The sequence below is a fragment of the Enterobacter cloacae complex sp. IR5403 genome, from assembly GCF_049238705.1.
Classification (GTDB): Bacteria; Pseudomonadota; Gammaproteobacteria; order Enterobacterales; family Enterobacteriaceae; genus Enterobacter; species Enterobacter hormaechei_C.
In genome coordinates this window covers 158,633-183,978 of the sequence record NZ_JBMKHP010000001.1, presented here as the reverse complement: position 1 = coordinate 183,978, position 25,346 = coordinate 158,633, and the positions used below count along the sequence as shown (strand labels likewise).

The 25,346-nt window shown below is 58.7% G+C and carries 30 protein-coding genes; 8 read left to right on the top strand and 22 right to left on the bottom strand.

Going from position 1 to position 25,346, the window contains the following annotated elements; all coding sequences use genetic code 11:
- Position 1: 1 nt before the first annotated feature.
- On the top strand, positions 2–688 hold the full coding sequence (locus ACOTW6_RS01005; RefSeq protein ID WP_121478987.1) for an RluA family pseudouridine synthase: 687 nt from the start codon (positions 2–4) through the stop codon (positions 686–688).
- A gap of 7 nt (positions 689–695) precedes the next feature.
- Here the strand turns inward: ACOTW6_RS01005 and ACOTW6_RS01000 are convergent, their stop codons facing one another.
- On the bottom strand, positions 696–1,235 hold the full coding sequence (locus ACOTW6_RS01000) for a DUF2058 domain-containing protein (RefSeq protein ID WP_003857300.1): 540 nt from the start codon (positions 1,233–1,235) through the stop codon (positions 696–698).
- A 168-nt stretch (positions 1,236–1,403) separates the two neighbouring features.
- Here ACOTW6_RS01000 and ACOTW6_RS00995 point away from each other — a divergent pair, with 168 nt between their 5' ends.
- Both ACOTW6_RS00995 and ACOTW6_RS00990 read left to right on the top strand, forming a co-directional pair.
- Positions 1,404–2,378, top strand: a complete 975-nt coding sequence (locus ACOTW6_RS00995) for a DUF1852 domain-containing protein (RefSeq protein ID WP_023296571.1) — start codon at positions 1,404–1,406, stop codon at positions 2,376–2,378.
- Positions 2,379–2,403: 25 nt separating this feature from the next.
- Complete coding sequence (locus ACOTW6_RS00990; protein WP_213788740.1) at positions 2,404–3,432, top strand: methionine synthase; 1,029 nt, start codon at positions 2,404–2,406, stop codon at positions 3,430–3,432.
- A gap of 3 nt (positions 3,433–3,435) precedes the next feature.
- Here the strand turns inward: ACOTW6_RS00990 and ACOTW6_RS00985 are convergent, their stop codons facing one another.
- Entirely contained in the window at positions 3,436–4,368 is a 933-nt protein-coding gene (locus ACOTW6_RS00985; RefSeq protein WP_213788739.1) for a LysR family transcriptional regulator, read from the bottom strand.
- Between the two features lie 98 nt (positions 4,369–4,466).
- Here ACOTW6_RS00985 and ACOTW6_RS00980 point away from each other — a divergent pair, with 98 nt between their 5' ends.
- Entirely contained in the window at positions 4,467–4,901 is a 435-nt protein-coding gene (locus ACOTW6_RS00980; protein ID WP_213788738.1) for a DMT family transporter, read from the top strand.
- 4 nt (positions 4,902–4,905) lie between these two features.
- Complete coding sequence (locus ACOTW6_RS00975; RefSeq protein ID WP_213788737.1) at positions 4,906–5,364, top strand: DMT family transporter; 459 nt, start codon at positions 4,906–4,908, stop codon at positions 5,362–5,364.
- Here the strand turns inward: ACOTW6_RS00975 and ACOTW6_RS00970 are convergent.
- From ACOTW6_RS00970 to ACOTW6_RS00935, 8 genes are read right to left on the bottom strand one after another with little or no spacing between them, the layout of a single operon-like run.
- A complete protein-coding gene (locus ACOTW6_RS00970; RefSeq protein ID WP_062932671.1) occupies positions 5,361–5,894 on the bottom strand; it encodes a DUF3833 domain-containing protein in 534 nt (177 codons plus the stop codon). The two genes, ACOTW6_RS00975 and ACOTW6_RS00970, sit on opposite strands and share 4 nt — an antisense overlap.
- Entirely contained in the window at positions 5,891–6,415 is a 525-nt protein-coding gene (locus tag ACOTW6_RS00965; RefSeq protein ID WP_213788736.1) for a hypothetical protein, read from the bottom strand. Before ACOTW6_RS00965 ends, ACOTW6_RS00970 begins: the two co-directional genes overlap by 4 nt.
- Positions 6,412–6,897 carry a DUF2878 domain-containing protein gene (locus ACOTW6_RS00960; RefSeq protein ID WP_062932669.1) on the bottom strand — a complete coding sequence of 162 codons (486 nt, stop codon included), beginning with the start codon at positions 6,895–6,897 and terminating at the stop codon, positions 6,412–6,414. The genes ACOTW6_RS00965 and ACOTW6_RS00960 overlap by 4 nt, the downstream gene beginning before the upstream one ends.
- Positions 6,894–8,114: an SAM-dependent methyltransferase gene (locus ACOTW6_RS00955; protein WP_047050858.1), complete on the bottom strand. Its 1,221-nt coding sequence runs from the start codon at positions 8,112–8,114 to the stop codon at positions 6,894–6,896. The genes ACOTW6_RS00960 and ACOTW6_RS00955 overlap by 4 nt, the downstream gene beginning before the upstream one ends.
- A complete protein-coding gene (locus ACOTW6_RS00950) occupies positions 8,111–8,833 on the bottom strand; it encodes a DUF1365 domain-containing protein (protein ID WP_213788735.1) in 723 nt (240 codons plus the stop codon). Before ACOTW6_RS00950 ends, ACOTW6_RS00955 begins: the two co-directional genes overlap by 4 nt.
- A 1-nt stretch (position 8,834) precedes the next feature.
- The gene (locus ACOTW6_RS00945; protein WP_213788734.1) at positions 8,835–10,094 is read right to left on the bottom strand and encodes an NAD(P)/FAD-dependent oxidoreductase; all 1,260 of its coding nucleotides are present in this window, start codon (positions 10,092–10,094) and stop codon (positions 8,835–8,837) included.
- Positions 10,091–10,810, bottom strand: coding sequence for an SDR family NAD(P)-dependent oxidoreductase (locus ACOTW6_RS00940; RefSeq protein WP_047050854.1), 720 nt, complete (start codon positions 10,808–10,810; stop codon positions 10,091–10,093). The genes ACOTW6_RS00945 and ACOTW6_RS00940 overlap by 4 nt, the downstream gene beginning before the upstream one ends.
- Positions 10,807–11,241, bottom strand: a complete 435-nt coding sequence (locus ACOTW6_RS00935; RefSeq protein ID WP_090278275.1) for a nuclear transport factor 2 family protein — start codon at positions 11,239–11,241, stop codon at positions 10,807–10,809. The genes ACOTW6_RS00940 and ACOTW6_RS00935 overlap by 4 nt, the downstream gene beginning before the upstream one ends.
- A 259-nt stretch (positions 11,242–11,500) precedes the next feature.
- Here ACOTW6_RS00935 and ACOTW6_RS00930 point away from each other — a divergent pair, with 259 nt between their 5' ends.
- Positions 11,501–11,698, top strand: coding sequence for a hypothetical protein (locus tag ACOTW6_RS00930; RefSeq protein WP_003857318.1), 198 nt, complete (start codon positions 11,501–11,503; stop codon positions 11,696–11,698).
- 1 nt (position 11,699) lies between these two features.
- Positions 11,700–12,452: a hypothetical protein gene (locus ACOTW6_RS00925; RefSeq protein WP_047733405.1), complete on the top strand. Its 753-nt coding sequence runs from the start codon at positions 11,700–11,702 to the stop codon at positions 12,450–12,452.
- A gap of 56 nt (positions 12,453–12,508) precedes the next feature.
- On the opposite strand, the gene ACOTW6_RS00920 is transcribed toward ACOTW6_RS00925, so the two are convergent.
- A complete protein-coding gene (locus ACOTW6_RS00920; protein ID WP_213788733.1) occupies positions 12,509–14,485 on the bottom strand; it encodes an alkyl/aryl-sulfatase in 1,977 nt (658 codons plus the stop codon).
- A 202-nt stretch (positions 14,486–14,687) separates the two neighbouring features.
- On the opposite strand from ACOTW6_RS00920, the gene ACOTW6_RS00915 reads away from it, so the two are divergent.
- Entirely contained in the window at positions 14,688–15,323 is a 636-nt protein-coding gene (locus ACOTW6_RS00915) for a helix-turn-helix domain-containing protein (protein ID WP_213788732.1), read from the top strand.
- Between the two features lie 42 nt (positions 15,324–15,365).
- On the opposite strand, the gene paaY is transcribed toward ACOTW6_RS00915, so the two are convergent.
- From paaY to paaC, 11 genes are all read right to left on the bottom strand, one after another.
- Positions 15,366–15,971, bottom strand: a complete 606-nt coding sequence (gene paaY / locus ACOTW6_RS00910) for a phenylacetic acid degradation protein PaaY (protein ID WP_213788731.1) — start codon at positions 15,969–15,971, stop codon at positions 15,366–15,368.
- Positions 15,972–15,980: 9 nt separating this feature from the next.
- On the bottom strand, positions 15,981–16,916 hold the full coding sequence (gene paaX / locus ACOTW6_RS00905; RefSeq protein WP_032103751.1) for a phenylacetic acid degradation operon negative regulatory protein PaaX: 936 nt from the start codon (positions 16,914–16,916) through the stop codon (positions 15,981–15,983).
- A gap of 155 nt (positions 16,917–17,071) precedes the next feature.
- Positions 17,072–18,388, bottom strand: a complete 1,317-nt coding sequence (gene paaK / locus ACOTW6_RS00900) for a phenylacetate--CoA ligase PaaK (protein ID WP_213788730.1) — start codon at positions 18,386–18,388, stop codon at positions 17,072–17,074.
- A gap of 26 nt (positions 18,389–18,414) precedes the next feature.
- Complete coding sequence (pcaF, locus tag ACOTW6_RS00895) at positions 18,415–19,620, bottom strand: 3-oxoadipyl-CoA thiolase (RefSeq protein WP_023296563.1); 1,206 nt, start codon at positions 19,618–19,620, stop codon at positions 18,415–18,417.
- On the bottom strand, positions 19,620–20,042 hold the full coding sequence (gene paaI, locus ACOTW6_RS00890; protein WP_017693477.1) for a hydroxyphenylacetyl-CoA thioesterase PaaI: 423 nt from the start codon (positions 20,040–20,042) through the stop codon (positions 19,620–19,622). The genes pcaF and paaI overlap by 1 nt, the downstream gene beginning before the upstream one ends.
- A complete protein-coding gene (gene paaH / locus ACOTW6_RS00885) occupies positions 20,032–21,456 on the bottom strand; it encodes a 3-hydroxyacyl-CoA dehydrogenase PaaH (RefSeq protein ID WP_213788729.1) in 1,425 nt (474 codons plus the stop codon). Before paaH ends, paaI begins: the two co-directional genes overlap by 11 nt.
- 1 nt (position 21,457) lies before the next feature.
- The gene (paaG, locus tag ACOTW6_RS00880; protein ID WP_026080707.1) at positions 21,458–22,246 is read right to left on the bottom strand and encodes a 2-(1,2-epoxy-1,2-dihydrophenyl)acetyl-CoA isomerase PaaG; all 789 of its coding nucleotides are present in this window, start codon (positions 22,244–22,246) and stop codon (positions 21,458–21,460) included.
- Positions 22,246–23,013, bottom strand: coding sequence for a 2,3-dehydroadipyl-CoA hydratase PaaF (gene paaF, locus ACOTW6_RS00875; protein WP_047733412.1), 768 nt, complete (start codon positions 23,011–23,013; stop codon positions 22,246–22,248). Before paaF ends, paaG begins: the two co-directional genes overlap by 1 nt.
- Entirely contained in the window at positions 23,010–24,080 is a 1,071-nt protein-coding gene (gene paaE / locus ACOTW6_RS00870; protein ID WP_213788728.1) for a 1,2-phenylacetyl-CoA epoxidase subunit PaaE, read from the bottom strand. The genes paaF and paaE overlap by 4 nt, the downstream gene beginning before the upstream one ends.
- Positions 24,081–24,087: 7 nt before the next feature.
- Positions 24,088–24,585, bottom strand: coding sequence for a 1,2-phenylacetyl-CoA epoxidase subunit PaaD (gene paaD, locus ACOTW6_RS00865; protein ID WP_213788727.1), 498 nt, complete (start codon positions 24,583–24,585; stop codon positions 24,088–24,090).
- Between the two features lie 11 nt (positions 24,586–24,596).
- Positions 24,597–25,343 carry a 1,2-phenylacetyl-CoA epoxidase subunit PaaC gene (paaC, locus tag ACOTW6_RS00860; RefSeq protein WP_163297091.1) on the bottom strand — a complete coding sequence of 249 codons (747 nt, stop codon included), beginning with the start codon at positions 25,341–25,343 and terminating at the stop codon, positions 24,597–24,599.
- Positions 25,344–25,346: the final 3 nt, after the last annotated feature.

The window sequence follows — 25,346 nt, the reverse complement described above, 5'->3', positions numbered from 1 at the left end:
GATGTCTGTCATTATCGATACGTTTATTGCACCACCCTGTCACGACGACATTGAGATCCTCTGGCAGGACGAGCATCTGCTGCTGATCAACAAACCTTCCGGTCTGCTCAGCCTGTCGGGGAAAAATCCGCAAAACCGCGATTCCGTCCACCACCGTCTGGTTCAAACCTTTCCCGGCTGCACGCTGGTGCATCGTCTTGATTTTGGCACTTCGGGTCTGATGGTCATTGCGCGTAACAAAGCGATCAACGCCGCGCTTTGCCACCAGTTCAGTCAGCGCGCCGTGAACAAGGTTTACACCGCCCTGCTGTGCGGACATGTGGAACAGGACGAAGGGACCGTGGATGCGCCAATTGCCAAAGATCCGGCGCTGTTTCCGCTGATGACGATCTGTGCCCGCACCGGTAAGCCCGCTCGCTCCCGCTATCGGGTGGTGGAACGTATTTACCAGGATACGACAATGCCGCTGACGCGGGTTGAGCTTACCCCGGAGACCGGGCGCACCCACCAGCTGCGCATTCACTGCCAGCAGTTAGGCCACCCTATTCTGGGGTGCGATCTGTATGGTGGTCTGGAATGGCCGGACGCGGAAGATACGCCCCGGCTGATGCTGCATGCCAGCGCTCTGAATTTTATTCATCCGCTGAGCGGCGAGACGATAAACGCCCGTCACGCCGCACCGTTCTGAGCGGGGATTACCACATTAAATCGTCAGGGATTTTGAAGTCTGCGTACGGATCGTCTTCGTCCTGCTCTTCCTGACTCAGGGCGCTGTTTAGCACAATGCTGTCCGCATCGCGCTGGGCAATTTTATCCGCCACCACCGCCGGGATAATCGCGTAATCACAGTCGCCCTTCGCATTAATCACCAGTCGGGCAATCGCCAGACGACCGTTGATCAGCTGGGTTTGCGTCTGCTTATCGACCTCGATTTTTTTGATCAGGTTGCCGTCGGTAAAGTTGAATGTAATGTTGCCCTTCGCCACGGTGATGCGGTTCATCTCAATCAGCTGCTTCACCTGCGCCCTGAACTCTTTTGCCAGCACCGCCTGTTTTTGCTGTTCGCTCAGCTGCTTATCACGCTCCAGCTGGGCTTTCTTGTTCTCTTCAACAGCCTCTCTCGCCTCGCGAGCCTGGACGCGGGATTTTTTCGCCGTGCGCTGAACCTTCGCCATCTTTTTACTGCTGACTAAGCCCGCTTTCAGCATCTGCTCTTGCAGGGTGAGTTTTGTCATGATCGTTTAAACCGGTTGGAAATGTCGGGGGATTATACCTGAATCGCGCAGTTCATGAAGAACCCTCATGACGCAGTGAAATTAAGTCACTTCCCCTGCGCCAGAGGCTCAGGCATAAATTATGCATTGATAACGTTTCGGCAACATGAACTTAGGATGCATAACCAAATGAGTCAGGCTTTCACATTTACCCTTAAGCGCAGTTGCTTTGATGAAAATTATAACCCGTCAGAAAATACGCGTACCACCACCAACTTCGCCAACCTGGCGCGTGGCGAGAAGCGTCAGGAGAACCTGCGCAATACGCTGGTGATGATCAACAACCGCTTTAACGCGCTGGCGAGCTGGGATAACCCGAAAGCTGACCGCTATGCCGTCGAGCTGGAGATTATTTCAGTTGATATGAACATCGGCGGCGATTTTACTTTCCCGGCCATCGAAATTCTGCAAACGACAATCGTGGATAAAAAAACCCACGAGCGCATCGAAGGCATCGTCGGAAATAACTTCTCATCGTATGTTCGTGACTATGATTTCAGCGTCCTGCTGCTGGAACACAATAAAGATCGGGCCCGTTTTTCCCTCCCCGAGAATTTTGGCGAGCTGCACGGCAATATTTTTAAAAGCTTCGTTCATTCTGCGGAATATCAGGCGAACTTTAAAAAAGCGCCGGTGATCTGCCTGAGCGTCTCCAGCAAAGACACCTATCGTCGTACCGGTAACCACCACCCGGTGCTGGGCTATGAGTACCAGCCGGACGGCGAGTCGCTAACGGAACAGTACTTCGCGAAGATGGGCCTTAAGGTTCGCTATTTCATGCCGGAAAACAGCGTCGCGCCTTTTGCCTTCTTCTTCACCGGCGATTTACTGCGTGATTACACCAATCTGGAACTGATCGGCACCATCAGCACCATGGAGACGTTCCAGAAGATCTATCGCCCGGAAATTTATAACGCCAATTCCGCTGCGGGACAGTGCTATCAGCCCGACCTGAATCAGCAAGATCACTCATTAACCAAAATCGTCTATGACCGTGAAGAGCGCAGCCGGCTGGCCATTGAACAGGGTAAATATACCGAAGAGCGGTTTATCAAACCCTATAAAACCCTTCTTGAGCAGTGGTCTCAACACTTCACGCTTTAATTTAATACGGATAAAAGGTTCTTTTATGAAAACATTGCTCCCGACATCAACGGCTGGCAGCCTGCCGAAACCCACCTGGCTTGCGCAGCCGGAAACGCTCTGGTCGCCGTGGAAACTCCAGGACGAGGAATTACTGGCAGGGAAACAGGATGCGCTGCGGTTGTCTCTGGATGAACAGATCCGCGCCGGGATTGATATCGTCAGCGACGGGGAACAAACCCGCCAGCATTTCGTCACCACCTTTATTGAACATCTCAGCGGCGTGGATTTTGAGAACCGCCAGACGGTGCGCATCCGTAACCGCTACGATGCGAGCGTGCCGACCGTGGTAGACGCGGTGACGCGCCAGAAACCGGTGTTTGTTGACGACGCGAAATACCTGCGCCAGCTGACGGACAAGCCGATCAAGTGGGCGCTGCCCGGCCCGATGACCATGATCGACACGCTATACGATGCCCACTATAAAAGCCGCGAAAAGCTGGCCTGGGAGTTCGCTAAAATTCTCAATCAGGAGGCCCGCGAGCTGGAAGCGGCTGGCGTGGACATTATTCAGTTCGACGAACCTGCCTTTAACGTCTTTTTCGACGAGGTGAATGACTGGGGTATCGCCGCGCTGGAGCGCGCCATTGAAGGGCTGAAATGCGAAACCGCGGTACATATCTGTTACGGGTACGGCATCAAAGCCAATACGGACTGGAAAAAGACGCTCGGCTCCGAATGGCGCCAGTATGAAGAGGCATTTCCAAAGTTGCAGACCTCGACGATCGATATCATCTCGCTGGAGTGCCACAACTCGCGCGTGCCGATGGATCTGCTGGAGCTTATCCGCGGTAAAAAAGTGATGGTCGGGGCAATTGACGTCGCCACCCAGACCATCGAAACGCCGGAAGAGGTGGCCGATACGCTGCGCAAGGCGTTGCAGTTTGTTGATGCAGACAAGCTCTATCCGTCCACCAACTGCGGTATGGCTCCCCTTTCCCGCCAGGTCGCCAACGGTAAGCTGAAGGCGTTAAGCGCCGGGGCTGACATTATCCGTCGCGAGCTTGCCCGCTAACCTTCAGGTTTGCCAGTACAGCGGCGTACCGAATCGCTCAATATAGTAATCAATCACCGCCCTGACGTTCAGGGGCGGATGACGCGCGTTCGGGTAAATCGCCGCAATCGTCAGTGGCTCCGTATTAATTGAACACTCCATTTCCGGCAGCAGCGCCACCAGCTCACCGCTTTTGAGCCGTTCGCTCACCATCCAGTCCGGGAAAAGCACAACGCCCATGCCGCCCAGCGCCGCAATCAGGAGCGTTTCCGCATTATTGGAGGTCATCAGCGGTACGATGGGATAGTGAACCCACGCCTCGCCCGGCTGCCGGATCAGCCAGCGGTTAGGCCCGGACGAACCGCGGTAAACCAGACAGTGGTGATGGCTGAGATCGTCTGGCCCCTCGGGTGCGCCATGTTTTTGCAGATAGTCCGGCGAGGCCGCCAGATGGTAGAACTGCTGACCGAACACCCGGGCGTGAAACGAGGAGTCCGTCAGCGCGCCGATGCGAAAGATAACGTCCGCGGCGTCACGGTGCGGATCGATAAAATCGTCGGTAAGGGTCAGTTCAATGGAGAGACGAGGGTAACGCGCCAGAAGCCCCGGCAGGCCCGGCGCGATGTGCCTCTGTCCGAAAAAGACCGGGCCATTGATACGCAGCGTGCCCGACGGCTCGCGGGCGCGTTCATCCAGCTCGCGTCGCGCGTCCTCCATATTCCCGGCCATCGCCCGGGCATAGCGCACAAAAAGATGCCCGCTCTCTGTGGGCATAATCGCCCGCGTATTGCGGTAGAAAAGCTGTTGCCCGAGGGCGTCCTCAAGCTGGTGGATCACGCGGGAAACCTGCGACGCAGAAATCCCTTCCCGCCTCGCCACCACGGAAAAATTCTGCGTTTCATATACGTCGATAAAGATCAGCAGCGCGCGAATGCTGATATGTCCGGCATCCATCATTAATGCATTTCCTGCAAAGGTGTTTCCTGCATTATGGCATTTTTCTCAATGATGTTCAGACGTAATCTTCTCCGCCTGGAAAAAGGAGAAAAAGCGTTATGCACATTATTTTAATTTTACTGGTGATTGCCGGTGGCATGGGGCTGTCCGTGGAGGCCGGACTGCTGGGGCCGCTGGGCGCAGAGGTGGGCGACCTGTGGGCGGCGTTCAGCATATTCAGCGTGGGAACGGGGCTGACGTTTATGCTGATGCTGTTTTTCAGCCCGCGCAACAGTCCCTCATTTTTTGCGCAGCCTTCATGGCACCTGTTGGGCGGCGTGCTCGGCCCGGTTTACGTCATCATTCTCACCATTGCCACGCCTGCGATCGGCATTGCCATGACGATGATCGGCATTCTGGCAGGCCAGGTTTTTAAAAGCCTGATTATTGACCACTATGGCCTGCTGGGTACGCCTCACCGCAGGATCGATACAAAACGCATTATTGCGCTGGGATTTATCATCGCCGCGCTCATTCTCGTGGCGCAGGGGTAACGTTATGACAGTAATTATGATTATTCTGGCGGTGATTGGCGGCGCAACGCTGAGCATTCAGGCTGCTATTAACGGGCAATTAGGCAGCAGCGTGGGGGTATTTAAAAGCGCGTTTCTGACGTTTTCCGTCGGCGCGCTGGTGACCGCCCTGCTGATCTTCTTTTTTGAGCCGAAACAGGCGATCAGCCTGATGGATGTACCCAAATGGCAGCTTCTGGGCGCCCTCTGCGGCGTGCCTTATATCGTGATTATGGTGCTCGCGGTGCAGCGCATCGGGACCGCCGTTGCCACGGTAGCGGTTATCCTGGGCCAGCTGGCCATGAGCATGCTGATTGATAACTTTGGCTGGCTGAACAATGAAGCCATTCCGTTTTCAGTGAGCCGTTTCGGGGCCGTCGTCTGCCTGAGTATTGCCCTCTTCTTCATCTACTCAAGCAGTAAACCTCAGCCCGAAGAGGGTTAACCGCCCGCTTTGCGGGTAAAGAACAGCGTCACCGTGGCGACGGTGACGCCAAATTTCTTCATCTCGGTTTTATTAAACAGACGGGTGCTGTCCTGCAAATACATCCAGTCATCAAAGTGCAGCAGCCAGGTTTTGCCGTCCGCCTTCACGTTCATGCTGTAGCGCCAGTTAAGGGCATTGCCCGCCGCCTGGCCTGTCGCGACACCTTCTATGTCACCCGCCGTGCCTTCATAGCGATTCTGCCCAACGCGGCGGATATGCCAGACGCGCTGCTGCTTCTCGCCGTCATCGTAGACAAAATGTTCATTCAGGGTCAGCGTATCGCCGATAACATCCCCGGCGATCTCGACGTGAAAACGGCGGATCTGCTTACCGCTGCGATCCTGCACCATCCCCCACGCCTCGGTTTTCCCCTGGAAGTAAGTAAAAATATCAAGCCGTGGCTGCTGCTGACGATACTCTGTCACCTCGGTGCTACATCCGGCCACCAGCATCGTCAGGGCAAGCGCCATTAACAGGAAACGTTTCATTGTGCTCCTCCGATTAACTGCTGACGCAGTTCAGGATACTCGGTGCGAGGATCGAGCCAGATCGCCAGAAAGCGTGAGCTAAACGCTGCCGTCTGGCGTGGCCCGAGTGGCGTAAATTTTTTCTGCGACGCCGTGGGGCGATACCAGAATTGCCCCTGGCCGTTATTAACCACAAACGCGAGCTGCGCGCCGGGCGTGACGTCGGGCCAGAGCGCTTTAAGCATCCTCAGCCAGGCTTCACTCTGCGGCTCCTGCTGCAAAATGCCCTGCGCCTGCCACTGGTCGCGGGTCGCCTCAACCAGGTCGTCACCATCGATGTCCCGGGCATAGGTAATAATCAGCGCATTATCGCCGTCTAACTCTGTATAGCGGCCGTCGGGCGTCAGAAGCTGAGAGCTATAAACGGTAAACGGCCCCCAGGTGAGAGTGGCGTCGCCCACCTTGCGCCAGCTCAGCCAGTCTGCCGCCTGCACGGTACAGGTGAAGACGAACAACGCGAGCATCAGTACCCGCTTTCTCATTGTCGTCTCCCTATTAACAGGTGGAAAAACAGCATCAGCACCAGCCAGCCGGGGAACATCCAGCTGACGACGATAAAGGTCGGCTCCTGAAACGTAATGGCCCCCAGACGCTCGCCGATCAGGTAGGCCACCGGCCCGCCCAGGGTCGCCAGCACCGTCAGCAACCAGCCCGGCAAGGTGGTCGTGCGGGTCAGTTGCGTCCAGACGGTGGCAAACATCAGCCACAGCGCCACCATCCATAGCGGCATCAGGGACGCGCCCGTGAACGCAATCAGCCCCGTCAGCGCCCAGAGGGCGTCCAGCAGCGCCCCCGACGCCGCCAGCACAAGGGCGTATCCCCGGTATGATGGCGGCAACAACAGCCAGGCAAGCACCGCCAGCGCGATCCAGATGACCAGCCCCTGCTCGCGAAACAGCACCACCAGCGTCCAGTAGAGATCAAACCCGATGGCCAGCAGAAATACCTGCCCGTAGCGCTTCATACGCGTTCCGCAGTCAACTGCACCACGCTGATGGTGCGGGCATTAAACCCGGCTTCACAGTAGCCGAGGTAGTAGAGCCACATCCGGCGGAAACGGTCATCAAACCCGAGCTTTTCAATCTCCTGCCAGGCGTGAACGAAGCGCTGACGCCAGTGCGCCAGCGTGCGGGCGTAGTCCGGTCCCATATCGAAGAGGTTACGCACCACAAAATCGGTATGGCGGGTCATGAGTTCATTCATGGCGGTGATGCTGGGCAAAAAGCCGCCGGGGAAGATGTAGCGCTGAATAAAATCGACGCTTTTGCTGTAGTCGCGATAGCGTTGATCCTGAATGGTGATGGCCTGAATCGCCATCCGCCCGCCCGGACGCAGACGCGCCTGGCAGGTGCGGAAAAATGTTGGCAGGTAGCGCTGACCGACGGCCTCAATCATCTCCACCGAGACCAGCTTGTCGTAAACCCCGGTCAGATCGCGGTAGTCGCAGAGCAGCACCTCAACGCGATCCTGCAACCCTGCCCGGGCGATCCGCGCGGTGGCCCAGTGGTACTGCTCCTGCGACAGCGTGGTGGTGGTCACCCGGCAGCCGTAATGACGGGCGGCATATTCCGCCATCGCCCCCCAGCCGGTGCCAATCTCCAGCAGATGATCGTTTGCCGTGAGCGCCAGCTGGTCGCACAGCCTCGCCATTTTCGCCTGCTGGGCTGCGGTCAGATCCTGCTCGTCCCCGCTAAACAGCGCGCTGGAGTACAGGAGGTGCTCATCCAGGAAGTGGGCGTAAAAGGCGTTGCCCAGATCGTAATGGGCGGCAATATTTTCCCGCGCCTGCGCGCGGGAGTTGCGCCGCATCCAGTGCCGCAGCCGTTCCACCGGTTTCCCGAGCAGGCGAAACCCTTTTTCCAGCTTTCCGAGGATTTGGCTATTGCGCGCAATCAGCTCCAGCAGCGGCGTCAGGTGGGGCGTCTCCCAGTCGCCATCCATCCACGCTTGTGCCGCGGCGAGGCTGCCCCCGGTTAAAATGCGCCAGTAGACGCCCGGAGCAAGTACCTGCACCTCAGCGTGAAGCGCGGCGGAGGCGTCGCCGAACTGGAACGTCTGCGCGCCTTCACGCAGCGTCAGCGAGCCACCGCGCAGGCCATTCAGCAGGCGGAAGAGCAACCATCGCGCGACGCGGACGTTGCGCGGGATATCGGGTTCAAGCGCAAAGACGGGATTGGTCATGAGCGTTCACTCCTGCTGAGGGGATGGTTATGCAGCGGCACGCGCTTCAGCCACAGCCTGAGCGCCTGCCAGTAAATGGCGAAAACGGTTTTGAGGGTCATCAACGGGATCCGCACCAGCAGCGCACGCAGCGCCGCGCGCGTCAGCGGCGCCCGGCGCAGCGTCAGGGTGGCATCAAACACCTTCGTCTCCTGATGGTTTTCGATATGCATGCGCAGCGTGCTGTCCGGACTGTTGAAGCGCCAGTGATAGATCATGTCCATCGGATTAAAGGGCGAGACGTGAAACGCTTTCTCCGTCGGCGGGGCGTCCCGCCCCGCTACCGCGTAGTAATGTCGTTCATTCCACGGCGTGTTACGGACTTCGGCGAGAACCCAGCGCAGGGTGTCTTCCCCGTCATAGCAGTAGTAAAAATTGACCGGGTTGAAATGAAAACCGAAATAGCGCAGCTGAGTCAGAAGCATGACCCGCCCCGCCGGACGTTCGCCGGTCAGATTTTCCAGACGCTCAAGGACACGCGCTTTGAGCGGTGTACCCAGCGGGTAGTCCGCATCATAAAATGCCGCGGACGCAACGCGGTTACGACGCACGCCGACGGAGGGCAGCGCGTCCAGCTCATCCAGATCGAGCCAGGCCATAAACACGCTGTAGGTAAAGTGGTGCGCTTTCGGCGCAAGCCGACGATGGCGCAATGTACCGTGGTATAGGCAGCTGTTCATCTTAGTTGCCCTCCCCGGCCGCGATAGCGTTGACCACGTCCAGCGCACTGCGTACGCCATCTTCGTGGAAGCCGTTGTACCAGTACGCGCCGCAGAACCAGCTCCGCTGGCGACCATTTATTTCGCCGCGCCGGGCCTGAGCCTGCCAGCTTTTCGGGTTAAAAAGCGGATGCTCATAGACAAAGCGGCGCAGCACAAAGCGTTCCTCCACCGGCGTTTCCGGGTTGAGGGTGACGCAAAACAGCGGGCTGCCCGGCGGCAGTCCCTGCAAGATATTCATGTTGTAGGTGACGCAGGCGCTGGCCCGATCCTGCTCGCTGAGGCGGTAGTTCCAGCTCGCCCACGCGCGTTCGCGTACCGGCAGCCAGCGCGGATCGCGGTGAAGCACCACCTCGTTACGCTGCCAGCCAATATCCCCCAGCACCTCGCGTTCAGCCGGCGTTGGGCTGGCGAGCATCGCCAGCGCCTGAGCGGAGTGGCAGGCGAAGATCACCTGATCAAAGGTGTCTGTTACACCCTCACGCGCAATATCAACCCCACGATCGTGGCGAATAACCTGCTGGACCGGCGCGTTGAGGTGCAGCGTCAGGCGATCGCCGAGCGTATCCAGCATCGCGCGGATATACTCCCGGGAGCCGCCTGGCACCACGTACCACTGCGGACGATGGGTGATGTCCAGCAGACCATGGTTTTCAAAAAAGCGTAAAAAGAGCGGCAGCGGAAAGCGTTTCATTTCCTGTAGCGACGACGACCAGATAGCCGCCCCCATTGGCAGGATGTAGTGGCGCGCAAAAAAGGGCGTAAAACCGTGCTGGCGCAGGAACGTTTCCAGCGTGGCGGAACCATCGACTTCGCCCCTGAGCGTCTGTTTCGCCAGCCGGTTAAAGCGCACGATCTCCTTCAGCAGCGTCCAGAAGGCCGGGTTGAGTAGATTACGTCGCTGGGCGAAAAGCGACGTCAGCGTGTGCCCGTTGTACTCCAGCCCGCTCTGCGGGTTGTGCACCGAAAAGCTCATCTGCGTTTTTTGCCCGCAGATGCCCAGTTCGCTGAGCAGCCCCATGAAGCGCGGATAGGTGCGGTCGTTGTAGACGATAAAACCGGTGTCGATGGCAAAGGTGCCCTGCGGCGTGTCGACATCCACCGTTGCGGTATGGCCGCCCGGCGTGGCCTGCGCTTCAAACAGCGTAACCTGGTGATGTCCGGCGAGACGCCAGGCACAGGTTAACCCGGCGATGCCGCTACCGATAATTGCGATTTTCATGATCGCACCATCCTGCGCAGCAGTGCGCGCTGAAGTACATCGGGCAGGCCGGAAAGCAGGCGCAGCGCCAGGCTGAATCCGGCGGGAAACGCGATGTGATCCTTCCCTTTTGCCAGACCGCGACGAATGGCGTGGACGGCGTCCCCCACGCTGACCCGGCCCGGCATCGGGAAATCGTTTTTGCGGGTCAGCGGCGTGTCGACAAAACCGGGTGAAACGACCGTGACGGCAATCCCTTTCGGTGCCCAGTCGAGGCGCAGCGTGTCGGCAAACCAGGTTAACGCCGCTTTAGAGGCGCCATACGCTTCGGCTCGCGGGAAGTGAAGCCAGTGCGCCATCGAACTGACCAGCACCACGCGGTTGCCGGATACCAGCTGCGGCTGCAACGCCGCAAGGCAGTTTACCGGCCCGATGAAATTGGTGGTCATGACCCGCGCCACCCGCCCGGCATCCACCTCGCCGCGGTCGAGATACTCGCAGGTTCCGGCGCAGAGAATCACCGTGTCGGCAGCACAGTCCGCGAGCGCCTGGCGACAGGCGTCCCTGTCTGTCATATCGAACTGGCGCACCGTAATGTTGGGGCTGTGCTGATGGACGGCTGCCAGACGTTGCGCATCGCGCCCGCAGGCAATCACCCGGTAACCATCGTCGGCAAACGATTTCGCCAGCCCCGCCCCGATGCCCGAGCTTGCGCCGGTGATCAGAACCGTTTTCATGATTTCACTCTCCGCTTCACGCCGCGCACGGCCCAGCCGAGTATCGGGAGATGTTCATAAATCATCTCTCCGGCATCGTAGTAATCCCGCTGGCGAACAATGCGATCGTCGCGCATGTCTACCACGGAGCAGCCCGGCAGCTGGCGCATTGCCCCCCGGGCGATACGCGGGTGCGACCAGTGCATCACCCAGGTGACCACAAAGCGATCGCCCTGCTGCAACGGTGCATCGACGGTAAAGCGACAGTGCTGGACGTTAGCCAGCAGATGGGTGAAATAGCGCTGAATCGCGAACACCCCGCTGTGTTCGCCAAAGGGATCGATAAGCGTGGCATCGGCGCGATAAATCCCCGCCAGCGCCGAAGGTGGCTGGGTATCCAGCGTGGCGTAGTAATCAACGAACCGACTGATGACGGACGGCAACGTGCTCATGGGTCACATCCTGGGTGTAAACAACGTAGCGAAATCGCATAATTTAAACTTACACAATTAACGTTATTTGTCCAAGTTTGCGCAGATATATTTTTTATTCTTATTATTTTTCAATTACCTGCGATGTCACCTTGCGCAGCCATTTTGTGCAAAAATTTGAATTTCGCCGCCAGAGTGCCGTTTTTTTAGGGATAACCTTAAGGCAAAGGTGCCATTTATCTTCCAGACTTATCCTTTTAATTCATAAGGATGTCACGCGATGAAACATTTACTGATGACGCTCTTTTCCAGCCCGGAATCCTTGTTGCAGGTCATGAGTCACCAGGAAATTATCGAAGCCGTAGAGGATGGAGACCGCATCATCATCGATCAGGATGGAAACGCCTCGGTTAACTACAAAAGCCATGAGGTGCGGCAGGACTTTCTGCGCCATGTCAACGCGCTGAAGAGGGCCTGAAATGGGAACGGCAATATTCATGGTATTAATGGTATGCGGGTACTGGTACACCAGCCGCGACCTCTCAACACGGTTTAAAATCAAGCGATCCTTTGGCTGGGACGTCTATTTTCTTGTGGCGCTGTATGGCTGTATTTTTGTTCTTCAGGGGGTGATCGCCACCGGCCTGCTGTGGCTGCTGTTGTTCGCCCTCTCCGCCGCCGATAACACGTTCCATTTCACGTCAGCAAAATATGCCGACTGGCAAATTGATTTTATGAACTGGAGCTTCCTGGGGATTCAGGCCCCGGTGGTGGTGATGCTAACTTTTGCGATCCTGTTTTGTCTCTACCGCTCGAACTGGGCCGGAAGCGCGCGGCTGGACGGTGAAGGCCGGAAAAGATTGTACAAGCGGCTGGCGCAGTCGAGCGGGATTGAACAGCTGCTCTATCAGTGCATGGAGGAAGGTGAACTGGCGCACGTCACGCTGAAATCGCGGCGGATCTATATTGGCATGATCCATACCGCCACGCTGGAGTATGAAAAAACGGCCAATATCGTGCTTATTCCGATGCTGAGCGGCTACCGTGACGGGAAGAACATGCAGCTCTGTATCGAACATAATTACAGCAAATGGTATGCCGAGCATGACATTACGCTCGATTCAGAGCCCAAAAGCGCCATGGATTTTCGCAAAGTGATCATGCTGGATCAGATCGAGAGTATTTCGCTGTTCGATCCGGCAAGCGCCAGCGCGCTGGCGATGCGTGAATAAAAAAATGGCGCCTTATCGCAATAAGGCGCCAGGATTAACCAGGATGAACGCTAAACTTATGGCGTCACAATATTGAACCAGAAGTCAAACTTATCCATGTAGCTCAGCATCTCTTCCAGCTTCGCTCCGTCTCCGCTCACCTTCACGTCACCCTTATCCATCGCCTGCTTCAGCGTCTCTTTCTTAAGGATGATGTCGTTCAGCGTGGTGCGATCCAGCGTGATGGTTGCGTCAGCATCCTTCGCCTGCGCGTTGGCGGTATGGTTCAGCACGCCATTTTCCAGCTCCAGCTTGTATTTGCCGCCATCCTTACCGAGATCGATGTTAAAGACCGCTTTCGCGTTACCGGCCCGCACCCCGTTGATGTGCACGCCCAAGTAGTCGAAGAACATTTCCGGGGTCATCGCCCGCACGGTATCCGGGCTGGCGGTGTTCGGCGTCGGCAGCTTCTTGACGCCATTACGCAGTTCCTGCGCGCCGGTCAGGTAGAAGTTACGCCAGGTGCCCGCTTCCGCCTGGTAACCTAACTGCTCCAGCGCGTCGGCTTCCAGATTACGTGCCGCAGCGTTCTGCGGATCGGCGAAGACAATTTTGCTGGTCACCTGCGCCACCCAGCGGTAGTTGCCCTGCTGATAGTCAGCTTTGGCTTTCTGCATGATGGCATCGGCCCCTCCCATGTATTCCACGAACTTCTTCGCAGCCTGTTCAGGCGGCAGTTCGTCGAGGGTAGCCGGGTTGCCGTCGAACCAGCCGAGATAAAACACGTAGGTGGCTTTGACGTCGTGGCTGACGGAACCGTAGTAGCCGCGGCTCGCCCACTGTTTTTCCAGCGATTCCGGCAGTTTAAATTCAGCGGCGATCTCGTCGCGGGTCAGCCCCTTGTTGGCCATACGCAGGGTCTGGTCGTTGATGTAGCGGTACATATCGCGCTGGCCTTTCATCAGCTTGACGATATTCTCGTTGCCCCAGGTCGGCCAGTGGTGCTGGGCAATAATCACTTCCGCGTCCGCGCCCCAGCGCTCAATGGCGGCGTTGATGTACTTAGACCAGGCCAGCGGATCGCGGATTTTCGCGCCGCGCAGGGAGTAGGTGTTGTGCAGGGTATGGGTCACGTCCTCTGCGGCTTCGATCATTTTCTTCTCTTTGACATACCACAGCATTTCGGACGGGGCTTCTGAGCCCGGCGCCATCATAAAGTCGTAGGTCAGCCCGTCGATCACTTCCTGCTGGCCGGTATGGGTAATGTAGTTGGTCGGCGGGATCAGGGTCACCGTACCCGCAGAAGTGGTGGTGCCAAGACCCGCCCCCACCTGGCCTTTTGCATCCGGCTTCAGCAGATTGCCGTACATATAGCTCGCACGGCGGCTCATCGCATTCCCGGCCATAATGTTTTCGGAAACCGCTTCTTTCATAAAGCCTTCCGGGGCGTAGATCTTCACTTTGCCGGACTTCACGTCGGCTTCGTCAACCACACCGCGCAGGCCGCCGTAGTGGTCGACGTGACTGTGGGTGATCACCACAGCGACGACCGGTTTCTTGCCGCGGTTTGCGTAGTAGAGATCCAGCGCTTCTTTCGCCGGTTCAGCGCTTAACAGCGGGTCGATAACGGTGATGCCCTTCTCGCCTTCAATGATGGTCATGTTGGAGAGATCGAGATTACGGATCTGATACACGCCGTCGGTGACCTTAAACAGCCCGCCAATGTTGATCAGCTGTGACTGACGCCACAGGCTCGGGTTTACCGTATCCGGGGCTATTTCACCCTCTTTCACGAAATCATATTTCGCCGGGTTCCAGATAACGTTCCCCTGCTCGCCTTTAATCATGTTTTGCGGCAGCGGGGCGATAAAGCCTTTATGGGCGTTCTCAAAGTCGGTTTTATCGGCAAACAGTAATTTGTTATACAGGGCGTTATTTGCCTGTCGTGTTGTGGCAGTGGCATCCTGCGGCTGTACTTCCGCAAACGCGGAAAGCGACAGCGACGTCAACACACCGGCAAGCGCCAGCTGTTTAGCGATTAGAGTTAATTTCATTGAATGGCCTCATAGATTAATTGCGCCGCCTGGATATTTACGGTTGGCGGATAATTTTAATGCGAACTCATTGACGACCATTCTAATCAGAATACTTTCCCATCATAGTCCCATATGGGACTGGTTATTTATCGGTTCGTAATCCGGGGGCTATTGCTGCTATACTCGCTACCACGGCAGACGTTGCGGGGAGAGGCTTAGCGTGAATTTCCAGGATATCCATACCTATTATCAGCAACTCAATATTGAGCAATTCTTTCCGCACATGCTTTGTAAAGGCGAGGCCTTAACCGTTGCCGCAAATAAAAAATTCACCGTCGAGCCTGGCTATATCTATTTTTGTACTGAAGGGTCGCTGACGATATTAATGCCTGATGATGGCCTAAATATTGGCAATACTATCGAGTATATGCCGATAGGGTTAATGGAAAGGTATTGTCCACTGGTGAAGTATGAATATCGCAGCAGTGCGAAGGTGAAACTGGTGAGAATAGCCTGGGCCGACTTCGACCAGATATTTTTTGAGGGCGGGCCTGAGCGCATGCAGGCGCTGGCCACCATACTGACCTACATGTCCATTTTTACCATCGACCTGCACAATGAACGCAGGCAGGTCACCAGCTACCAGACCATCAAACCGATGCTCTATCGCTATCTTTATCGGCAGGAGACCCACACGGGAGAGAATGAGGGCCTGGCGCTGTTTATCATCAAGCGCACTAACCTGTCACGCACGCATGTCTTCCGCGTGCTGGCAGATCTCAAAGCCGGGGGCTATATCACCATGAAGCACGGAAAGCTGGTGTCGATTGACCGCCCCCTGCCGGAAGCGTATTAAGTTCATCTTCACGCCTTGATCAACGTGCGCGAACGAACGGCCTTATTTATCCCGGCCAGCCGACTTGGGCCGCAAATTATCATCGAAGACCAGCCGTTTGCGTCCGGGCTCTTCTTCCCGCAGCGGCTCCACCTGATGCAGCGTCTGCTTACAGCGATCCACCAGTACCTGATACTCCCGCGTGCCCTGCTTTTTCCACGCTATTTCCTGCGCGCTTAACTCACGAATCGCTTTCGCCGGACTGCCAAGAATTAAGTGATTCGCAGGCATCTCCGCTTTGGCCTTCACAAACGCCGCCGCCCCGACGATGCTGTTTTCGCCGATCGTCGCCCCGTCCATCACGACCGCATTCATCCCCACCAGCGCATTACGGCGGATAATGCAGCCGTGCAGGATCGCGCTATGGCCGATATGCCCGTCCTCTTCCACCACCGTGTCCTGCTCCGGAAAACCGTGCATCACGCAGTTATCTTGGATGTTCGCGCCGTCTTTCACCACGATCCGGCCAAAATCACCGCGCAGGCTGGCGTTAGGGCCCACGTAAACACCTTTGCCGAGGATCACGTCGCCAATCAGCACCGCCGTCGGGTGAACATAGCTCTCTTCAGGCACGACCGGCGTCAGACCATCAATTTGATAAACAGGCATACCCTCTCCTTATGTGATATTCAGACCACCAAAACGCTGGTGATAAAGCGTGCCGGGAGCGGGCAGCTCGCCCACGGAGGTTTCCCCCTTCTCACTGACAAACGCCAGGGCTCCCGCCGCCACGCGCTGGTAGATGTTAATGCACAGCTGTCGCGCGCTCTGGCCCGCCCAGTGCGCAGGAAGTAACTCTTCCGGCAACAGCGGATCTTTCAGCACCACGCGACGATAAAAATGAATGAGTAACAGCTGGATCTGGAAGCAGCGTTCCGGGGTCAAATCCTCAGGCGGCGCCTCTTTCAGCAGCGGCAGCAGCGGACGGAACGAGTTGATAAACGTTTCGTACATCGCGTTTTGCTCGGTCAGCTGCCAGCACTCTTCCACGCGGGATCGTAGCGCCGCGCGTGACAAGGCCAGCGGCGAATGGGCTTCAAAGAAAATGACGTTTTCCGCCACGCCCGCGTCATGCAGCAGAGACTGTACGTCCGCCAGGTTCTGCGACGGCGAGGCCATCAGGCTCGGCGCCAGCGTGCCGAACCCTTGCCAGATGAGCTGTTTTTTCACGTCCGCGAGCGTGGTTTTATCCAGCCCCTCGGAAAGCAGCAGCAGCCATTTACCATCCCACGCCGGCAATTCCGCACGGTAGATTTTATTTTCCGCGCGGCGGGTCAAACGCAGCCCCTTGTCGCTGAGACGGTAAAAGCTGCGGCGGCCAATGCGGGACACGTCCAGCCAGCCCTCTTTGTTGAGGCGAAACAGCGCGGTGCGCACAAAGCGCTCGCCGAAACCCATCCCTTCCAGCAGGGCCGCCAGGCTGCCGAGCCAGATCTCTCCGCCGCGATGGGAAAGCGCGTCGCCATACAGTGAGGAGATAAGCGACGTACCGCTGACGGGAACAGAGCTGACTGCGTGCTGGATAAAGGCATCAAGTTTATTCATGTGATTCATTCTGTTGTTATTTTTTTCCTGGATGAATCATAGCACAGGGATGTGGGGTTTCCCCCTCACCCTGACCCTCTCCCCAATGGGGAGAGGGAAAAAGACCGCACCGAGCTGTCCCTTCTCCCCTCTGGGGAGAAGGTTAGGATGAGGGGTTAGGTGTTTTAACCGTTGGCTGCCACTTTACGCAAATCAAACACCCGACAGGCTTTACCCTCGGAGCGCGGTATACTGCCGCAGTTTACGATCATCACGTCGGTTGAGATCCCCACCATCGATTTAATCCGATGACGCAGCTGATGGCAGACCTGACAGCGCTGTTCATGGGTCAGCGTTAAGCTGCTCTGTTTCAGCTCGACCTTCACCGAAAGTGAATCAAGATGCCCGCGGCGGTTCACCTCCAGCTGATAGTGCGGCGAAAGGTGTTCGAACTTAACGATCTCCTCTTCCAGCTGTGACGGGAAGACGTTAACCCCGCGAATGATGAGCATGTCGTCGCTGCGCCCGCTGATGCGATCCATCCGGCGCATGGTGCGTGCGGTGCCCGGCAGCAGGCGCGTCAGGTCGCGGGTGCGGTAGCGGATCACCGGCAGCGCCTCTTTGGTCAGCGTGGTGAACAGCAGTTCGCCCTGCTCGCCGTCGGCCAGCGGCGTGCCGTCATTCGGGTTGACGATCTCCGGGTAGAAGTGATCTTCCCAGATGGTCGGGCCGTCAGCGGTTTCAAGACACTCCATTGCCACGCCCGGCCCCATCACTTCGGAGAGACCATAGATATCCAGCGCGGTAATGCCCAGCCGTTTTTCAATTTCGCGGCGCATCGCCTGCGTCCACGGCTCGGCGCCAAACACGCCGACGCGCAGGGAACAGGCGCTGGCATCGCCGCCCATCTGACGCTCCAGCTCTTCAATCAGGTTCAGGCAGTAAGACGGCGTCACCATGATCATATCCGGCTGGAAATCGCGGATCAGCTGCGCCTGCTTCTCCGTCTGGCCGCCGGACATCGGGATCACCGTCGCTCCCAGACGCTCGGCACCGTAGTGCGCCCCCAGCCCGCCGGTGAAGAGCCCGTAACCGTAGGCGACGTGAATTTTATCCTTCGCGCTGCCCCCGGCGGCGCGCAGGGAACGGGCGACGATATTGGCCCAGTTGTCGATATCATTCTGGGTATACCCCACCACGGTCGGCTTTCCGGTGGTGCCCGACGAGGCGTGGATACGCACCACCTGCTCCATCGGCACCGCAAAGGTATCAAACGGGTAGTTGTCGCGCAGATCCTGCTTGGTGGTGCACGGGAATTTTTGCAGGTCCGCCAGCTCGGTGAAATCGTCAGGGTGAACGCCCGCGGCATCAAACTTACGTTTGTACATCGGAACGTTGTTGTAGGCGTGGTTCAGCGTCCACTTCAGGCGCGCGGTCTGCAACGCCTGTAATTCATCAATGGACGCGGTTTCGATCGGATCAAGCTTTGTTGTATTTATCATCGCAGGGTACTCACATTATTGTTCGCTCAAACACGCTCAAGGATCATGGCAATGCCCTGACCCACACCGATGCACATCGTACACAGCGCGTAGCGCCCGCCGCGTCGGTGCAATTCATTGCTTGCGGCCAGCGCCAGTCTGGCACCGCTCATTCCCAGCGGATGACCTAACGCGATCGCCCCGCCGTTCGGGTTGACATGCTCCGCGTCATCCGGCAAGCCCAGCTGACGCAGTACGCCCAGCGCCTGTGCGGCGAAGGCTTCATTAAGCTCAATGACGTCCATATCGGTGATACTGAGTCCGGCACGCTCCAGCACCTTGCGGGTGGCGGGCACCGGGCCTAATCCCATCAGGCGCGGCTCGACGCCCGCGGTCGCCATGGCCACAATGCGGGTGCGCGGGGTTAACCCCTGGGCAAGCGCCATCGGCTCGCTGGCGATAATCAGCGCCGCCGCCCCGTCGTTGACGCCAGAGGCGTTCCCCGCCGTCACCACACCGTTCTTACGGAACGGGGCTTTCAGCGCGGCAAGCTGTTCCAGGGTGGTTTCGGCGCGCGGATGCTCGTCCACGCTCACTTCCGTTACCGCACCTTTTTTCCCCGCCACCTGTACCGGGATAATCTCCTGCGCCAGAACGCCATTCTGCTGCGCCCGCGCGGTGCGCTGCTGGCTGCGCAGGGCAAATGCGTCCTGATCGGCACGGCTTATATTTAACAATTCCGCTACATTCTCTGCCGTTTCCGGCATGCTGTCAGTTCCGTATTGCTGATGCATGAGCGGATTCACAAATCGCCAGCCGATGGTGGTGTCGAAGATCTCCGCCTGACGCTGAAACGCCGCCGTGGCTTTGCCCATCACGAACGGCGCACGGGACATGGATTCGACGCCACCGGCGATCAGCAGATCGCCATCCCCGGCTCTGATGGCGCGCGCCGCAAAGCCAATGGCATCCAGACCGGAGCCGCACAGGCGGTTAATGGTGGTGCCGGATACCGTCTGCGGCAGCCCGGCCAGCAGCGCCGACATGCGCGCCACGTTGCGGTTATCCTCCCCGGCCTGATTCGCGCAGCCGAAGATCACGTCATCTATGCGCTCCAGATCGAGCTGCGGGTAACGCGCCAACAGCGCACGCAGCGGCACGGCCCCTAAGTCATCGGCACGCACGCTGGATAATCCTCCGCCGTAGCGACCGACCGGGGTACGCACCCCCTCACAAATAAATGCGTCACGCATCAGGCCTCTCCTGTCACACTGCCGCCGGTGCGGTGAGATTTTCCGCGAAAAAGCGCGACGGTTTTCTGGTGTTGGTTCTGAATTTCAATGTCGTAGACGCCGGTCAGTTTGCCCTGATGCTTCACCCGCGCGGTGGCGGTGAGCTTATCTCCGGCAAAGCCCGGACGCAGAAAATCGATGGCGCAGCCTGAGGCCACCGCCGCCAGCCCCTGACTGTTGCAGGCGTAGGCAAAGGCGGTATCGGCCAGCGAGAACAGCTGTCCGCCGTGACAGGTTTTATGCCCGTTGAGCATCTGCGGGGTGATGGTCATGGTCACCACCGCGTAGCCCTCGCCCATGTCGATAATGTCCATCCCCATCGCCTGCGCGCAGGCGTCCCGTTCGTACATCGCGCGGGCGTTATGCCAGGCGTTATGACTCATAGCTACTCTCCAGAAGCGCACGCTGGCGCAGCAGTGAACAGGGGCGATAGCGTTCCTCGCCGTAGTGACGTTGCAGGTTCTCCAGCAGCGTTAACAGACGCTGCCAGCCAAGGCGCTCGCCCCAGGCGATGGGCCCGCAGGGATAGTTGACCCCTAAGCGCATGGCGGTATCGATGTCTTGCTCGCTGGCGACCCCTTTTTGCAAAGTGTCCAGCGCTTCGTTGGCAATCATCGCTACCGTGCGCCAGACCAGCAGGCCGGGGTAATCGGCAATCTGTACCACCCGTTTCTCCTGGTGCTGCAACCAGTAAATGGCTTTCTGCGTGGCGGCGTGCGGGTTGCCGGGTGCAGCGGCTATCACGGCCACATCCCGCTCGATGCGGTCGACCACCACCACCGGGCAGCCGTGGCGCAGCGCCAGCGACTGCGCGGTTTCACCCTGCGTTTCGATCAACAACAGTTCGTCAATTTCCGTGACGCCGTCACTTCTTCGCTGAACGCGCATCGGCCTGAAGCTGTCGCTGACCGGGGCGAGCCAGCTGACGGCGGGTTTCTCCTCCTGCCAGCGGTAAACGCCCTGCCCGCTTTTCTTGCCCAGACGCCCGGCCAGCACCAGCTCCTGCTGCACCAGCGACGGCAGAAAACGACGCTCCTGCCAGAAGGCATTAAACACGGAGCAGGTCACGGCAAAGTTGACGTCCTGACCAATCATGTCCGTCAGCTCAAGCGGCCCCATCGGGAAGCCTCCGCCGTCTCGCAGGGCGGCGTCGATCACCTCGGGCGTTGCCACCTGCTCTTCCAGCGCGCGCCAGGCTTCCGAGTAGAACGGGCGCGCCACGCGGTTGACGATAAACCCCGGCGTGGACTGGCAGCGTACCGGCTGCTTTCCCCAGTTCAGCGCCAGCTCGCACAGTGCATCGGCCACTTCCGGAGAGGTCGCCAGTCCGCTGACCACTTCCACCAGCTTCATCACCGGGGCAGGATTGAAGAAGTGCAGCCCGGCGACGCGTTCAGGGTGGTTTATCTCCGCCGCAATCGCGGTAACGGAAATGGACGAGGTATTGCTGGCAAGCAGCGTCTGCGGCGGGCAGACCTCTGCCAACTGGGTAAAAAGCGCTTTTTTTACCTCAAGCCGCTCGGAAGCCGCCTCGATCACCAGATCGGCTTTCTCCAGAGCACTGATAGTCGTCACCGGCGTCAGGCGGGCGAGGATCTGTTCCCCGGCGTCGGCAGAGAGTTTTCCGCGCGCAACCCGTGAGGAGAGCCGCTGGCGAATGCCGTCGACGGCGCGGGAAATTGCCGCTGCGTCAATGTCGTACACCAGAACCGGATGACCGTGGCTGGCTGCCACTTCGGCAATCCCGGCGCCCATGGTGCCGCTGCCAATGACGGCAACCGTATGGATATTCACCATCTTATTTCCCCGTAAAGTTCGGCGCGCGTTTTGCCAGGAACGCGCTGACGCCTTCCCGGTAGTCGTCGCTGCGTCCGGCCAGACGTTGATAGTCGCGCTCCAGATCAAGCTGGGCGTCAAGGGTATTGGTTTCGGCGGCGTTGATTGCCTGCTTGATCAAGCCCAGGCCAAAGGTCGGTTGCGAGGCAAAATGCAGCGCCATCTGCTGTGCGGTGGCGGAGAGCTGCTCGTCGTCCACCACTTGCCAGATCATTCCCCAGGCCTGTGCCTGCTCGGCGCTGAGCTTATCGCCCAGCAATGCCAGCCCCATGGCGCGGGCGCGTCCGGCCACGCGCGGCAGCAGCCAGGTGCCGCCGCAGTCCGGGACGAGGCCGAGCTTGCTGAAGGCCATCACAAAACTGGCGGAGCGCGCCGCAATCACCATGTCGCAGCCGAGGGCCAGCGTCGCCCCCGCGCCCGCCGCCACGCCGTTAACCGCGCAAATCACCGGCTTCGGCAATTTTGCCAGGCGGCGCACCAGCGGGTTGTAAAAAGTCTCAACGGACATGCCCAGATCCGGCGCGGGGCCGTTCGGGTCCACGTTACGGTCGTTAAGATCCTGCCCGGCGCAGAAACCGCGTCCTGCCCCGGTGATCAGCAGGCAGCGGATAGCGTCATCGCGCTCGGCCTGCTTCAGGCATTCGGAAAGCTGCTGGTGCATGACGTCGTTAAAGCTGTTCAGGCGCTCCGGGCGGTTCAGCGTAATGGTCATTACGCCCTGCTCAACATGGCTCAGAATAGATTCCACAATTAGCGTCCTTTAAAGTCTGGGGTGCGTTTTTGTAAAAAGGCGTTGATACCTTCCCGCCGATCGTCGGTGGCCGCGAGCAGCGCAAACAGCTGACGCTCCTGCGCCAGCCCGGCCTGAAGCGGGACTTCCTGCGACTGGCGAAGCGCCTGCTTCGCCGCCTGTAGCGCCAGCGGCGAGTGGCGCGCCATCCGCGCCGCCTGTTTCAGGGCGTACTCCAGCGTCAGCGAGGCCGGGTAGACGTCGCTGACCAGCCCGGCGCTGTGCGCCTGCACCGCCGTGATGCTTTCGCCCGTCAGCACCATTTTGCTGGCCAGCGATTTGCCTACGCTGCGGATCAGCCGCTGGGTGCCGCCTGCGCCCGGCATGATCCCGAGGGTGATTTCCGGCAGGCCAAAACGGGCGTTATCACCGGCAATCACGACATCGCAGAGCAGCGCCAGCTCACAGCCTGCCCCCAGCGCGAAGCCGTTCACGGCGGCAATCAGCGGTTTGGTGAAGGCGTTGATCCGCGCCCACAGCTGCGGGCGGATATCGTTCAGGGTGGCGGGCAGGTCTTTCTCCGCCATTTCGTTGAGATCGGCCCCGGCGGCAAAGCAGCGTTCGTTGCCGTACATCACGCAGACGGCGATCTCAGCATCCGCGGCGGCGGCCTCAAGCTGCTCCGCGATTTGCAGGAGCAGCGCATTGTTGAGCGCGTTGCGCGCCGCCGGACGGTTAAGCGTCAGCTGCAACACGCGGCCATGACGGGTGACAATCAGTTCGCTCATGCCATCCCCTTCGCATCAAAATCGACGATAACGTCGGCGGTTAACGGCAGCGCCTGACAGCTCAGCACATAGCCTGCGGCCAGCTCGTCCGGCTCCAGGCTGTAGTTGGTCGCCATATCGACTTTTCCACGCAGCACTTTGCATTTGCAGGTGGCGCATACGCCGCCCTTGCAGGCATAAGGCAGATCCGCCCCCTGACGCAGGGCGGCATCAAGAATGCTTTCGTCGTCCGCCGTCAGGGTGATTTCACGGTCGCGCCCGTCCTGACGGACGGTGACCTTCTGCCCGTCGGCCTGCACGCTGGCTGTCCGTTTAACGGGTGTACCCGGCGTGTTAAAGCGCTCAAGATGGATCGCTTTTTCCGGCATACCCAGCGCTTTTAGTGCCGCCTCAGCCTCATCCATCATCGCCGACGGGCCGCAGATGAAGGCTTTATCGTACTGGCGGAAATTCACCAGCGTTTTTGCCAGCGCCTGGAGCTTTTCCCCGTCAATGCGGCCATGGAGCAGATCGCTGTCGAGCGTCTCCTGGCTGAAGATGGCGATCAGCTGCAAACGCTGCGGGTATTTATCTTTCAGGTCCGCCAGCGCCCGGCGGAACATCATGCTCTGGCTGCTGCGGTTGCCGTAAATCAGGGTGAAGTGGCTGTGGGCTTCAGTGGCCAGCGTAGCGGATATAATTGCCAGCATCGGGGTGATCCCGGACCCGGCGGCAATCGCCAGATAATGGCCTTCGCGTTCGGCCTGCGGCTGGTAGCCAAAATGCCCCTGCGGCACCATCACCTCCAGCGCCATGCCCGGTTTGATCTCGTCCCGGGCATAGCGGGAAAAACGTCCCCCTTCGATGGCTTTGACCGCCACGCTGATCTCACCGCACGCGGTGCTCCGGCAGATGGAGTAGCAGCGGCGCAGTTCCTCCCCGCCAGGACTGGCTTTCAGGGTCAGATGCTGACCGGGACGGAAGCGGTACGCCTCCTGTAACGCCTGCGGCACCGCGAAGGTAATGGTCACCGCGTCGCGGGTTTCGGGTTCCACTTTTGCCACTGTTAATGAATGAAACGTTGTCATGGCAGCCTCAAATACATTTGAAATAGTCGAAGGGCTCACGGCAGGTATTGCAGCGGTAGAGCGCTTTGCAGGCCGTGGAACCAAATTCACTGATAAGTGAGGTATCGGTGCTCGCACAGCGCGGGCAGCTCACCTCCGCGGGAACGTGGGCATGGCAGCTATGGCCGACAGGCGGGCTGATGCCATATTCACGCAGGCGCCTGCGGGCATCGTCGGTCATCCAGTCGGTGGTCCAGGCGGGCTCCAGTTGCAGCACAATATGTACCGGGTTAAAGCCGTTCCCGGTCAGAGTTTCGCGGATCGCCCCCAGCAGATGCTCCGTTGCCGGACAGCCCGAATAGGTTGGCGTGAAGCCGATGACCCAGCCTTCCCCCTGCGCCCCTACGCTGCGCACCATGCCTAAGTCGGTAATGGTCAGCACCGGCACTTCCGGGTCGGGGATCTGGCTTAACAGCGCCCAAATCTGCGGGATTTGTGCAGGCGCGATGTCGACGAGGCGTTGCATGGCGTCCTCCTTTACCACTGCTGGCCGGGGTAAACGCGCTGGAGATACTGCATCTCTGCCAGCATCGGCCCGAGGTGTTCGGTATGTAGCCCCTTCTTGCCGCCCGTGCGATACGCCACCTCTTCGGGCACGCGGAGGGTGGCTTCCGCCAGGCCAGCAAATACTTCGCGCTCCCACGGGTCCCGCAGGTCGCGCGGATCAACCGCCACGCCGTCATCAATCAGCGCCAGCTCGACGTCGTCGGCGTCGAACAGTTCAGCCGTAAAGCGCCACAGGCTATCCACCGCCTGTTGCATTTTTTGCGCGGAGGTTGCTGTTCCGTCCCCCAGCCGCACCAGCCAGCCGCGGCTAAAGCGCAGGTGATAGCGCGCCTCCTTAATGGCTTTTGCCGCGATGGCGGCAAGCTGACTGTCGCTGCTGTGGATCAGCCGCTCGTAGAGCGCCACGTTCCACGCATCCATCAGATACTGACGGGCAATGGTGTCGGCGAAGCTGCCGTTTGGCTGTTCCACCAGCAGCAGATTACGGAACTGACGCTCATCGCGGCCATAGGCCAGGGTGTCTTCATCGCCCTTACCCTCCCGTTCAGCGGCGTAGGTCAGGAAATTGCGCGCCTGCCCGAGCAGATCAAGGCCGATATTGGCGAGCGCCAGGTCAATTTCCAGCTCCGGCGCGTGGCCGCACCAGGCGCCCAGACGCTGTGAGAGCACCAGACCGTTGTCGCCCAGACGCAGGGCATAAGCAGATACGTTGTTCATCCC